Consider the following 13,305-nt stretch of genomic DNA (forward strand, 5'->3'; position numbering starts at 1 on the left):
GCCTGCTGGAGGATCAGCGAGATGCCCCAGGTCGCGAGCAGCGTTTCCAGCGGCCGTCCGTAGAGGAACCGGATGACGCCGCGCTCGATCGCGACGCCGATCGCCCCCGCGACCAGGAAGGCGAGGGGGATTGCGATGAACAGCGAGGAATCGAACAGCCAGGGCGCGTTGTTACGAATGATCTCCTGGACGACGAAGGTCGTATAGGCGCCGATCATCACCATCTCGCCATGGGCCATGTTGATCACGCCCATCACGCCGAAGGTGATGGCGAGGCCGATCGCCGCGAGCAGCAGGACGGAGCCGAGCGACAGGCCGTACCAGACGTTCTGGCCAATGTCCCAGAGGGCAAGCTCACCCTCGATCGCCGAGACGGCCGATCGCGCCGCATCGCCGACCGGGCCCTCGACCTCGGTCAGCGGGATCAGCAGGGAGAGGGAATCGCGACCGCTTCGCGATTTGATCACCTCGATCGCCGCGACTTTCTCGTCATCGGAAAGGTCGGATTTGAGCACCGCCGCGGCGCGCGCCTCGCGCATCAGCTTGGCGATTGCCGGAACCGTCTCCTGCTCGATCGCCTGGTCGATCAGCTCGATCGCGTCGGGATCGCCGCTGAGGAAGATCGCCTCCGCGGCTGCCCGCCGGATATCCGGATTCGGGCTCATCAGGGTCAACGCGCCGAGCGCGGTGCGGATCGCGCGGCGCAGGCGGTTGTTGACCTTGATCTTGGTTATCGCGCCGGAGCCGACTTCCTCGACCACCTCTCCGGTCAGCGGATCGATCAGCTTGTAGGTCGATCCCGTCTTCTCGGCGATGAAGACCAGCTTGTCGGATTTGCGGGAATAGACGTTGCCCTCGGCCAGGGCCTCGAGGACCGGGACGGCGGCCGGGTCGCCGGTCGCGGCGATGGCGGCGATCTGCGTCTCCGTCTCGTCATAACCGCCGACGGCGAGACCGTTGACCAGCTCGCGGAGATCGGCGCCCTGAGCTTTTACGCCCAGCGTGGCCGCGAGACAGATCAGAGCCGCCAGAACGACCTGGATGAGAATGCGCATCCGCTTCGACTATCCGAGAGTTGCCCCATGAAAAAAAGGGGAGGCCGGAGCCGCCGGCTTCCCCAATCAGGCATCGCAGGCTAGGACCCCTTGCCGCCGCACTTGCCGGTGGCGACATTGAAGTTGCCGCAGCTCATCGGAGCGCGCCAATCGGAGATCAGATCCTTGGAGTCGGGCAGATAGTCCGACCAGGCATCGCCCGGAACGAGGCCGGGGGTCTCCCAGACCACCTCGAACTGGCCGTCGTCCTGGATTTCACCGATCAGCACCGGCTTGGTGATGTGGTGGTTCGGCATCATCGCCGACACACCGCCCGTGAGGTTCGGGACGGTGATGCCGATAAGCGCGTCGATGACCGCATCCGGATCGGTGGTGCCGGCCTTCTCGACCGCCTTGACCCACATGTTGAAGCCGATGACATGGGCTTCCATCGGGTCATTGCTGACGCGGTCGGGGTTGTCGGTGAACGCCTTCCACTTGGCGATGAATTCCTCGTTGGCCGGATCCTCGACGCTCTGGAAGTAGTTCCACGCCGCGAGATGACCAACGAGAGGCGCGGTGTCGATACCGGCGAGCTCCTCTTCGCCAACCGAGAAGGCGACGACCGGAATGTCTTCGGCCTTGATGCCCTGGTTGCCGAGCTCCTTGTAGAAGGGAACGTTGGCGTCACCGTTGATCGTGGAGACCACGGCGGTCTTCTTGCCGGCCGAGCCGAAGGCCTTGATGTCGGAGACGATCGTCTGCCAGTCGGAATGACCGAAGGGCGTGTAGTTGATCATGATGTCTTCGTCGGCGACGCCCTTGCCCTTGAGATAGGCCTCGAGGATCTTGTTGGTCGTGCGGGGATAGACGTAGTCGGTGCCGGCGAGGACCCAACGCTCGACGCCTTCCTCGTTCATCAGATAGTCGACGGCCGGGATCGCCTGCTGGTTCGGCGCGGCGCCGGTGTAGAAGATATTCCTCTGGCTCTCCTCACCCTCGTACTGGACCGGGTAGAAGAGGATGCTGTTCAGTTCCTCGAAGACCGGCAGCACGGACTTGCGGCTGACCGAGGTCCAGCAGCCGAACACCGCCGCCACCTTGTCCTGGCTGATCAGCTCACGGGCCTTTTCAGCAAACAGGGGCCAGTCCGACGCCGGGTCGACGACCACGGCCTCAAGCTGCTTGCCGAGCAAGCCGCCCTTCTTGTTCTGCTCGTCGATGAGCATCAGCATGACGTCTTTCAGGGTGGTCTCCGAAATCGCCATCGTTCCCGAAAGCGAATGCAGGATGCCGACCTTGATCGTATCGTCCGCCGCCGCCGCCGGCAGCATGCCGGACAGCGCGACGCCTGCCCCCAGTGTGGCGGCGAGTACGGTCCGCCCGACAATTCCCCTATCCATCACCATGGAACTCTCTCTCCTGTTCGGTTGCGCGTGGTTGGTGTTCCGCAGCACGCGGAGACAGGTTTCAAGAAGCGTACCAACCGTGACTTTGCGGCTCGATCACCGGCCACGCGCGTCCGGACCGCGCGCCGCGCCGGGCGAAAGGCCGTGGCAACGATGGAGCGCGCCCAATATGAAGCCGCTAGCGCCTAAATGGTGAGCAGATTTCAATTGATGAAATAATGTGCAAGTCATTCTGCCGGGGCATCGGCAGGTCCGCCCGCTCGCGCATGACGCCGCGCCGATGTGACCGGGGTCACTCGGCCGTCCTTTACCGGCTCAAGTGGGACGCATACACTCCGCGCTCATCGTCCTAGGGGCGGGACGGCATCGGGAGTGCGGTTCCATGCGCAATGTCGTCCATGCGGCACGTCATCTGTTTGTTGGTCTGTCGATTGTCGTGGCGGGGCTCGCCATCAGCGGACCCGGCCATGCGGCCGAGCGCCGTGTCATCGAGACACCCGACGCCGACTATGCCGGCTACGACTACGAGACGGTCAAGGATGTGACGATCGCCGCCTGCCGGTCGACCTGCCTCGAGGGCGACCGGTGCAAGGCGTTCACCTATAACGTCAAGGCGGGCTGGTGCTTCCTGAAGTCCGATTTCGGCATCCTCTCCGACGCGACCGGGGCGATCGCCGGCCGCATCGTCGACACGGTCGACCTGACCCCCGGCCTCGAGGAGAGGCGGCTCGGCGAGCTGGACTTCATCCCCGGCAGCTATGTCGACGAGGCCCGCGAGCTGGCCGGCTCGCTTCGTCAGCGTTTCGATCCGGCGAGGGGCGCGTTCGAGGACTACCGTCGTCAGGGCACGCAAGCATATCGTGCCGGCAATTTCGATCTCGCGGCCCGGATGTTCGGCCGGGCGCTCGCCATTGCCGACGACAATCCCGGCGTCTGGCTCGATTTTGCCATCGCCAGCCGTTCCCGTTCGCCGGACAACTGGTCGGATCGCCAGCGCGCCTATGTCGACGTGACGGCCGCGGGCATCAACGCCTATGTCCGTTCGGAAGAGGTGACCAACGAGGCGAAGGCCCTGCAGACGGTCGGCGACGGGTTCCGCCTCAGGGAGATCTGGAAGCCGTCCTACCGGTCCTATCGCGCCAGCCTCGCATTGGCCGAAAATCCGATCGTCCGCCAGGCCTATGAGCAGGTCATCGCCGAGCACGGCTTCCGGATTGTCTCCCATGACGTCGACGCCGATGTCGCCAATCCGCGGATTTGCATCGGCTTCTCCGATGACCTGCCGGTCTCGCGGCCGGGCCTTGCCGACTATGTCGTCGTCGAGAATGGCGACGGTCTGGCGATCGAGCCGGACCAGCGCCGGATTTGCATCGACGGCGTCGCGCATGGCAGCCGCTACCACATTCGCATCCGGGCCGGGCTTCCCGCCGCCGACGGCGAATCCCTGGCACGCCCGACCGAGCTCGACATCTTCGTTCGCGACCGGGCGCCGTGGGTTGGCTTCGCCGGCAACGCCTACGTCCTGCCGGCGGGCGAGGGGGCGTCGATCCCGCTCGTCTCGGTCAATACCGATGTCGCCAGGGCGGCGATCTACCGGATCGGCGAGCGCGGCCTCGCCAACACGCTGCGCAGCAACGAATTCATGCGCAAGCTCGCCCCCTATTCGGCGAACAACATCGAATACGAGAAGGGCGAGAAGGTCTGGGAAGGCGAGATCGTCATTTCCTCGCAGTTGAACGAGACGGTTACCACCGCGGTGCCGATCGACGATGCGATTCCGACCCTCAAGCCGGGCGTCTATGTGATCACCGCCGAGGCAGAGCTCGACACCGACGAATGGAACACGCTTGCGACGCAATGGTTCATCGTCTCCGACCTCGGCCTGACGACGCTGTCCGGCAATGACGGCGTCAGCGCCTTCGTCCGCTCGCTGTCGACGGCCGAGCCGGTGGCGAACGTCAAGCTCCGGCTCGTCGCGACCAACAACGACATCCTCGGCGAGGCGACCACCGACGCCAACGGCTATGCCCGTTTCGAGCCGGGGCTGGCGCGCGGGACGGGCGGCCTTGCGCCGCAGATGATCGACGCCACAACCGCCGACGGCGACTTTGCCTTCATCGATCTGACGCGCGCTGCCTTCGATCTCTCCGATCGCGGCGTCGACGGACGCCCGGCGCCCGGGCCCCTCGATGTCTTCCTGACGCCGGAGCGCGGGATCTACCGGCCCGGCGAGACGATCAACCTGACCGCGCTGGTTCGCGATGTGCGCGCGGAGGCGGTCGACAACCTGCCGATCACCCTGGTGATCGAACGGCCGGACGGCGTCGAATACCTCAAGCGGACCCTGTCCGACGGCGGACTCGGCGGCTATTCGGCATCGATCCCGCTCGAAGGCACCGCGATGCGCGGCTCCTGGCAGGTGAAGCTCTTTGCCGACCCCAAGGGCAGCGCCATCGCCCAGACGTCGGTGCTGGTCGAGGACTTCGTGCCCGAGCGGCTTGCCTTCGAACTCACGACCGATGCCGAGGCGCTGAGCGCTTCCGAGCCGGCGACCATCGCGCTCGAGGCGCGCTATCTCTACGGCGCACCCGCGCCCGGCCTGCCGGTCGAAGGCGATATCGACGTCCGGCCGGCCAGGACCATCGACGATTTCAGCGGCTATGTTTTCGGTCTCGCGGACGATTCCGTCGAGCCGATGCGCCGGCCGATCGACCTCGCCGAGACGACCGACGAAGCCGGCAAGGCGGCGCTTGACGTCGGCCTGCCGGAGGACATGCCGGTCTCGACCCGGCCCTTCGACGCCAGGATCATCGTCAGGGTGGCCGACACCAATGGCCGGGCCGTCGAGCGCACGCTCGACCTGCCGGTCCGGCCGTCGACACCGCTGATCGGCATCAAGCCGCAATTCGACGGCGACGAGGTCGAGGAAAACACCACCGTCGGCTTCGACGCCATTCTGGTTTCGCCATCCGGCGAACGGACGGCGGCGGCCGGTCTTTCCTGGCGGCTCGACCGGATTGAGACCGACTATCAGTGGTACCGCTCGAACGGCAACTGGAACTACGAGCGGATCACGACGCCGCACCGCATCGATTCCGGCGAGATCGACGTCGCGGCGGAAGATCCGGCGCGCATCTCGACCCAGGTCGACTGGGGCCGCTATCGGCTGACCGTCGAGCGGCTGGGCGACGAGGCGGCCGCCACCAGCTATGACTTCTATGCCGGCTGGTACGTGTCGGACGCCGGCTCCGAGACGCCGGACGTGCTGGCGGTGGCGCTCGACAAGCCGGCCTATCGTATCGGCGAGACGGCGAAGCTCCGTCTCGATCCGCGCTTTGCCGGCATCGCCCTCGTCAGCGTCATCGACGACCGGCTGATCACCACGAAGGCGGTCGAGGTGCCGGAAGAGGGCACCACCGTCGATCTCGAGGTCACCGACCAGTGGGGGCCGGGCGCCTATGTCACGGCGGCGCTCTACCGGCCGATGGACATCCCGGCGAAGCGCATGCCGGCTCGCGCCCTCGGCCTGACCTGGGCGAAGGTCGAGCCTGGCGATCGCGACCTCGGTGTCAGCATCGACCTGCCGGACGAGGTCCGTCCGCGCCAGGCGATGGCCATTCCGGTCGCCATCGACAACCTCGCGCCGGGGACGAAGGCCTACGTCACCGTCGCGGCGGTCGACGTCGGCATCCTCAACCTGACCAACTTCAAGACGCCGGCTCCGGATGACTGGTATTTCGGCCAGCGTAAGCTCGGCATGGAGATCCGCGACGTCTACGGGCTGCTGATCGACCGGATGCAGGGCGTTCCAGGCGCGATCCGCTCCGGCGGCGATGGCGGGCCGACCCGTCTCGCCGCGCCGCCGCCGACCGAGAAGCTGCTCGCCTTCTATTCGGGCATCGTCGAGGTCGGGGCAGACGGCAAGGCGACCGTCTCATTCGACCTGCCGGAGTTCAACGGCACCGTCCGCGTCATGGTGATGGCGTGGTCCGGAAATGGCGTCGGCCACGGCGCGAAGGATGTCTTCGTCCGCGATCCGGTGGTCGTCAGTGCCAGCATCCCCCGCTTCCTGCATACCGGTGACAGTTCGCGCCTGCTGGTCGAGATCAACAACGTCTCGGGGCCGGCGGGCGACTATCGCGTCACCATCGGCGCCGGCGACGGCATCGGCATGGAAGCGGCGGACCACGAACGCATGATCACCCTCGAGGAGAAGGCGCGCACCCGGTTCAATGTGCCGATCGCCGGCGAGGTGGTTGGCGACTACGCGATAAACGTTGCGCTCGCGATGCCGGACGGCCAGGTCCTGCCGAAGGAGCTGATGCTCGGGATCCGTCCGCCGGGTGAGCCGGTCACCCGGCGAAACATGGTCTCGCTGGCGCCCGGCGGAACCCTCACCCTCGACGCCGAGCCCTTCTTCGAATTCGTGCCGGGCACGGCCTCGGTAACGGTTTCGGTCGGCGGCGCAAGCCGGCTCGATGTCGCCGGCATTCTCGCCGCCCTCGATCGCTATCCCTATGGCTGCACCGAGCAGTTGACCAGCCGCGCCATGCCGCTGGTCTATCTCGACGAGGTTGCGGCATCGATCGGCGTGGCGTCCGACACGGCGGTTCGCGACCGGGTCCAGAAGGCGATCGTGAAGATCCTCTCCAACCAGTCGTCGAACGGCAGCTTCGGCCTGTGGGGACCTTACAACACGAACAACCTGTGGCTCGACGCCTATGTCACGGATTTCCTCACCCGGGCAGCCGAGAAGGGATATGACATTCCCGAGCTCCCGGTCGGTCTCGCCGTCGACAACCTCGCCAATCGCATCGCCTATGCCGACGATTTCCAGAACGGCGGCGAGGATATCGCCTACGCTCTCTATGTCCTTGCAAGGAACGGCCGGGCGTCGATCGGCGATCTGCGCTACTACGCGGAAACCAGGATCGGCAATTTCGGCACCGCCCTCGCCAAGGCCCAGATCGGCGCCGCTCTCGCTCTCTACGGCGACCGCCGCCGGGCGAATGAGGCATTCGGCGTCGCCTATTCGGATCTCGATCAAAGCCGCGAGGAGGTCTGGCGCGGCGACTATGGAAGCAATCTCCGCGACGAGGCGGCGGTGCTGGCGCTTGCCGCCGAGAACGACATCGATGTACGCGACGTTCGTTTGCTGACGGACAAGGTCGCCGGGACCTACGAACTGCGTCGCTACACCAGCACCCAGGAGAACGCCTGGATGCTGATGGCGGCCGCGGCGCTGATTGAGGATGCCGCCGGCAGCGAATTCGATGTCGACGGGGCGACGGTGCCCGGACCGCTTTTCAAGGAATACGACCAGGCCCGTGTCGAAAGGGCGCCGGTCACCATCGCCAACCCGGGACCCCGGACCTTCGACGCGATGGTTGCGACGACGGGCGTCACCGTGCTTCCCGAACCGGCCGGTGGCGACGGGTTCGAGATCGAGCGTGCCTATTACACGCCGGAGGGCGAGCCGCGGGATATCGCCGCCGTCGGCCAGAACGACCGGGTGGTCGTGGTCCTCACTGTCACGGCGACCCGGGGCCGCGACGGCCATCTGCTGGTGGTCGATCCGATCCCCGCCGGTTACGAGATCGAGAACCCCAACATCTCGGCAAGCGGCGAGGTGACGTCCTTCAACTGGCTCGACGTCGAGCGCGATGTCGCCCACACCGAGGCCCGCACCGACCGTTTCGTCGCGGCCGTTGACCGGGATGCGAGCGATCCGCTGCAGTTCAGCGTCGCCTATGCGATGCGCGCGGTCTCGCCCGGCGTCTATGCCCAGCCGGGTGCGACCGTCGAGGACATGTACCGTCCGTATCTCAGGGCCCGGACGGGCGCCTCGACCGTCGAGGTGGTCGGTACGACACGATAAGGCGGGAGCGCTCCGGTGTCGGGCGACGCACCTCGGGTCCGCATATGCTGGCGGCGACGCGTCGGGGTCGCCGCCGTTGCGGTGTTCATCCTGGTCGCCGCAGCGGGCGGAATCGGCCTGAAGGTCATTGGCGATATCGAGGCGAACCTGCCGCCGCTGCCGGACCCGGCATCGGTGGCGACATCGACGGTCGTCCTCGATCGCGATGGACGGTTGCTGCGGCCGTTCACCATCGCCGACGGTCGCTGGCGCCTGCCGGTCACGAAGGCGGACGTCGACCAGCGGTTCCTCGATATGCTGATCGGCTATGAGGATGGCCGTTTCGCCGAGCACCACGGCGTCGACTACCGCGCGCTTCTGAGGGCGGCGGGCCAGTTCGTCCTTGCCGGGGGGCATATCGTTTCGGGTGGCTCGACCCTGACGATGCAGGTAGCGCGTCTCCTCGAGGGAGAACCGACGCGCGACGCGGAGGCAAAGCTCAGCCAGATCCTGATGGCCCGGAAGCTGGAAGACCGATTCAGCAAGGACGAGATCCTCACCCTTTATCTGATGCTCGCGCCCTATGGCGGGAATATCGAGGGGGTGCGGGCGGCGTCCCTTGCCTATTTCGGCAAGGAGCCAACCCGGTTGACGATTGCCCAATCGGCGCTCCTCGTCGCCCTGCCGCAATCGCCGGAGGCACGTCGCCCCGATCGCGATCCGGAAGCCGCCCGCGCGGCCCGCGACCGGGTGCTCGACCGGCTGGTCTCGGAAGGCGTGCTTGGCGGCGAGGAGGCCGAAGTCGCCAAGACCGAGCGCATTCCGACCGCGCGTCGTACCTTCCCCATGCTTGCCGCGCATCTTGCCGAGGAGGCGGTGGTCGCGAATCCGAAGGCGGCGAAGCATTCGCTGACCATCGATCGCGACCTGCAGGCGTCGCTCGAGACGCTCGCCCATGACCGGGTGACCGCGATGGGGCCGAAGCTTTCGGTCGCGATCGTCGTCGCCGATCACCGCTCCGGCGAGATTATTGCCTCGGTCGGCTCGGCCGGCCTGCTCGAGGAGGGGCGGGCAGGCCATGTCGACATGACCCGCGGCATCCGCTCGCCGGGCTCGACCCTGAAGCCGCTGATCTATGGCCTCGCCTTCGAGGAAGGGCTCGCCCATCCTTCGAGCCTGATCGAGGACCGGCCGACCGGCTTTGGCGGCTATGCGCCGCAGAATTTCGACGGTGGCTATCGCGGCACGGTGACCGTCCGCGAGGCGTTGCAGGAATCCCTCAACGTTCCGGCGATCGTCGTGCTCGACGCGGTCGGTCCGGCGCGCCTGGTGGCAAGGATGAAGCGGGCCGGGATCAGGCCGGAGCTGCCGCGACTGTCGGCGCCCGGGCTCGCCGTTGGCCTTGGTGGCGTCGGCACCAGCCTGCGCGATCTCGTTCAGCTCTACGCGGCGATTGCCCGCGGAGGCACGCCCGTGACGCTCCGGGACGGGATTGCGGATGGGCCCTATATACCACTGGCGAAGGCGGGGCCGCCGGTGCTCTCCAGGACGGCGGCATGGCAGGTCGCGGATATTCTCTCTGGCGTCCTGCCGCCGTCGAACGGATCGCCGGGGCTCGTCGCCTACAAGACCGGGACGTCCTATGGCTATCGCGACGCCTGGGCGATCGGCTTCGACGGCCGCTACGTGATCGGCGTCTGGATAGGCCGCCCGGACGGCACGCCCGTCCCGGGACTGTCCGGCATTAGCGGTGCCGCGCCCATCCTCTTCGAGGCGTTCAACCGGCTCGGTCCGAAGCGTGTCCCGTTGCGTCCCGCGCCGCCCGGTGTGCTGATCGCATCGACCGGCGAGCTTCCGCCGCCGCTCCGCCGTTTCCGCCATCCTGACCAGACGGTTGTCTCGCGCGACAACGGCCCGGAGATCGCCTATCCGCTGGAAGGTGTGACGGTCGACCTCGGCATCGGGATTGGCGATCCTTCACCGCTGGTGATCAAGGTTCGCAACGGCGCGCCACCCTTCACCTTCTTCGCCAACGGAACGCCGGTCGGCCGCAATCCCTTCGACCGGTCGGAGCGGTGGCAGCCGGACGGGCCGGGGTTCGTTACACTATCGGTGGTCGATTCATCGGGACGCTCGGACCGGGTGACGGTCTTCGTGGAATGAGACGCGGGATGACGCGGATCAATGCCGCGTGCGGAAGGCCAGTGGATTCTCGGCGGGCGACGAGGGATTCGACATTGTATCAGCGATTTACGGCTTGCTTCGTCTTCGCGCTTTGCGCCGTCGGATCGGCATCCGCCGTGGACCTCGGCGATCCGGAGCTCGGATACGCCTATGCCGGGGCGAATTGCGCGGAATGCCATGCGATCGATCGCGGCGACTATGACAGCCCCTTCTTCGCGGCGCCGCCTTTCTCGGAAGTCGCCAACGTTCCGGCGATGTCGGAGGTGGCGCTCGTCTCCTTCTTCCAGACGCCGCACCCGACGATGCCGAACTTCATCATCCCTTCGGACGACATCCGCAACATCGTCGCCTATATCCGGAGCCTCAGGAAATAACTCCGGGATATCAATAGATTGGCGGGGCAGACAGTGGAACGCCCATGGGTGGTTTGAGCTTTCGTCCGGTGACGGAAACGACGCTCGGCGATTTCGAGGCGCTGTTCAACTCGTCCGGCGCGCCGAAATATTGCTGGTGCATGGTCTGGCGGCGATCGGCGGCGGAGGCCAAGGACAACAGCGGCTCCGTCCGCAAGCGCCAGATGTTCGAGCGGATCGCGGCGGGCGTCCCGGTCGGTCTGATCGCCTACGAGGACGGCAAGCCGATGGGATGGGTGTCGGTTGCGCCGCGCGAGACCTACCGGAATCTCGGCGGGCCACCCGAAACACCCGGTGAGACGGTGTGGTCGCTGGTCTGTTTCTGGGTGCCACGGAAACGCCGGGGCGAGGGGCTCGTCTACCGGCTGATCGAGGCGGCCGTGGATCACGCGCGGGACAACGGCGCGACGGTCGTGGAAGCCTATCCCGTCCCGCCGGACGCTCCGAGCTACCGGTTCATGGGATTCGTCCCGGCCTTCGAGAAAGCCGGCTTCACCGAGGTCGGCGCCGCCGGTATCCGGCGTCGGGTCATGCGGCTGCGGCTTGGCTGATCACGTGTCGCGAACCTGCGCAAACGGGCGGATAGCTTCGACCACCCGGTCGACATCGGCATCGGTCCCGATCGGGTGAATCTGGTACGAATACCCACCGGCGGCGCGGTTGAATTCGGCTTCGACGCGTGCCCGGCGATAGACGCTTGCACGATCCTCGGCGCCTTCGGCGAGATCGAAGACGACGGCAGGTCCGCCGCGCGATCCCGGCCATATCCTCAAGTCGCCGATATCCTCCCAGGGGATCGGCCGTTCCGAGATGATCCGATCATGCAACCCATTGGGGCCAATGGTGATTGGCGGGTGGCGATCGCGAATCCGGAGCGCCGCATAGCCGGCGAAGACGATACCGACCACGGCGAGGAAGAGGGAAAGGCCGATGCCTATGAGCTGGAAGCCGGCACCGTCGTCAAAGATGACGAAATAGCCTGCCGTTGCAACGCCCTGAACGACGAAGATCAATCCAAGGACGAAGTAGAAGAGCAGGACGCGTGGCCGCGTGCGGAACAGGGTGACCGACCGGGACGGCGCCTGGATCGGCATCTAGAACAGGCTGCCCTGGGTTCCGGGCGGCACGGGCGGCTTGCGGGACGGTTTCCGGGCGGGGGTGCCCGACGTTGTCTCAGCCGAAACCCGGCCGTCATGGAACTCGATGTCGAGGGTGGCGCCTGCCCCGACCTCGGCGGCCGAATGGACCGGTCGGTCGCCCGCCCGGACGAGGGCATAACCACGGGCGAGGACGCTGCGGTAGGAGAGCGACCGGAGCAGCTGGTCGAGCGCGGCGACGCGGTCGCGCTTCTGCGCGATCAGCAGGCGGAGGCTCCGCTCCGATGTGCTCCCGGCATCGGCGAGGCGGCGGCGCTCGCCCGCCAGCCGTTCTACGATCGGCTCGGGGCGGAGGCGGCGCGCGGTCGCGGTCATCTCGGCGCGCCGTCGCTGGGAAAGAACCAGGAACGCCTGGCGCCGTCGGGCATCGAGATTGGCGACACGCTCGCGGCCCTGACCGACGAACCGCTTGAGCCCGGAGACGGAGAGCCGCGCCGCGCTCCGCTCGAAGGCGACGCGGTGGGTACGCGCATTGGCAATCAGGCCGCGGCCGAGGCGGCTGCCGAGGTCGTCGACCGTCCGGCGTGGAATGGCGAGCAGGTCGTCGGCCCGCGGCAGGGCGCGGGCGGCGGCGAGGAGGTCGCGCCGCGCGGTCTCGATCAGCCGGCCGGTGGCACCGCGATGCCGGGCGGCGAGAGTGTCGACGGCGGCAAGCAGCTCGCTCCTGACCGGCACGGCGATCTCCGCCGCGGCGGTCGGCGTCGGCGCCCGCCGGTCGGCGGCCTGGTCGATCAGCGTCCAGTCGGTCTCGTGGCCGACGGCCGAGATCAGCGGGATGGCCGATTCGGCGGCGGCGCGCACCACGATCTCTTCGTTGAAGCTCCACAGGTCCTCGAGGCTGCCGCCGCCGCGCGCGACGATGACGACATCCGGCCGCGGGATCGGACCCGCCGGCGACAGCGCGTTGAAGCCGTGGATCGCGGCCGCGACTTCCGCCGCCGCCGTGTCGCCCTGGACGCGGACCGGCCAGACCAGCACCCGGACCGGGAAGCGGTCAGTCAGCCGGTGGAGGATGTCGCGGATGACGGCGCCGGTCGGCGAGGTGACGACGCCGATGACGCGGGGGAGATAGGGGAGGGGCTTCTTGCGCCCCTCGTCGAACAGGCCCTCGGCGGCGAGCGTCTTGCGGCGCTCCTCGAGCAGCGCCATCAGCGCGCCGATGCCGGCCGGCTCCAGCGCCTCGATGACGATCTGGTATTTCGACTGGCCGGGATAGGTGGTCAGCCGCCCGGTGGCGACCACCTCGACGCC

At 67.0% G+C, this 13,305-nt stretch carries 8 protein-coding genes; 4 read left to right on the forward strand and 4 right to left on the reverse strand.

Annotation, left to right across the window (positions count from 1 at the left end):
* Positions 1–1,055: ABC transporter permease subunit (locus KDJ86_RS15380; RefSeq protein ID WP_521085299.1), on the reverse strand; the 1,055-nt coding region annotated here is incomplete at its 3' end.
* Positions 1,056–1,135: 80 nt separating this feature from the next.
* Positions 1,136–2,437 carry an urea ABC transporter substrate-binding protein gene (gene urtA, locus KDJ86_RS15385; protein ID WP_521085300.1) on the reverse strand — a complete coding sequence of 434 codons (1,302 nt, stop codon included), beginning with the start codon at positions 2,435–2,437 and terminating at the stop codon, positions 1,136–1,138.
* Positions 2,438–2,825: 388 nt separating this feature from the next.
* Here urtA and KDJ86_RS15390 point away from each other — a divergent pair, with 388 nt between their 5' ends.
* From KDJ86_RS15390 to KDJ86_RS15405, 4 genes are all read left to right on the forward strand, one after another.
* The gene (locus tag KDJ86_RS15390; protein ID WP_291747706.1) at positions 2,826–8,321 is read left to right on the forward strand and encodes an alpha-2-macroglobulin family protein; all 5,496 of its coding nucleotides are present in this window, start codon (positions 2,826–2,828) and stop codon (positions 8,319–8,321) included.
* A 15-nt stretch (positions 8,322–8,336) separates the two neighbouring features.
* Positions 8,337–10,463, forward strand: coding sequence for a penicillin-binding protein 1C (gene pbpC / locus KDJ86_RS15395; RefSeq protein WP_291747709.1), 2,127 nt, complete (start codon positions 8,337–8,339; stop codon positions 10,461–10,463).
* Positions 10,464–10,537: 74 nt separating this feature from the next.
* On the forward strand, positions 10,538–10,858 hold the full coding sequence (locus tag KDJ86_RS15400; protein WP_291747711.1) for a c-type cytochrome: 321 nt from the start codon (positions 10,538–10,540) through the stop codon (positions 10,856–10,858).
* A 44-nt stretch (positions 10,859–10,902) separates the two neighbouring features.
* Positions 10,903–11,448: a GNAT family N-acetyltransferase gene (locus KDJ86_RS15405; RefSeq protein WP_291747713.1), complete on the forward strand. Its 546-nt coding sequence runs from the start codon at positions 10,903–10,905 to the stop codon at positions 11,446–11,448.
* On the opposite strand, the gene KDJ86_RS15410 is transcribed toward KDJ86_RS15405, so the two are convergent.
* Positions 11,449–11,991, reverse strand: a complete 543-nt coding sequence (locus KDJ86_RS15410; protein WP_291747716.1) for a hypothetical protein — start codon at positions 11,989–11,991, stop codon at positions 11,449–11,451.
* The coding region (xseA, locus tag KDJ86_RS15415; protein ID WP_291747718.1) for an exodeoxyribonuclease VII large subunit at positions 11,992–13,305 on the reverse strand (1,314 nt) is incomplete at its 5' end. It abuts the gene before it with no gap.

It is taken from the genome of Bauldia sp. (assembly GCF_020442045.1).
GTDB lineage: Bacteria > Pseudomonadota > Alphaproteobacteria > Rhizobiales > Kaistiaceae > Bauldia.

Coding starts and splice junctions, on each gene's coding strand:
- urtA (WP_521085300.1), bottom strand. CDS start 2,437: ATGGATAGGGGAATTGTCGGGCGGACCGTACTCGCCGCCACACTGGGG.
- KDJ86_RS15390 (WP_291747706.1), top strand. CDS start 2,826: ATGCGCAATGTCGTCCATGCGGCACGTCATCTGTTTGTTGGTCTGTCG.
- KDJ86_RS15405 (WP_291747713.1), top strand. CDS start 10,903: ATGGGTGGTTTGAGCTTTCGTCCGGTGACGGAAACGACGCTCGGCGAT.
- KDJ86_RS15410 (WP_291747716.1), bottom strand. CDS start 11,991: ATGCCGATCCAGGCGCCGTCCCGGTCGGTCACCCTGTTCCGCACGCGG.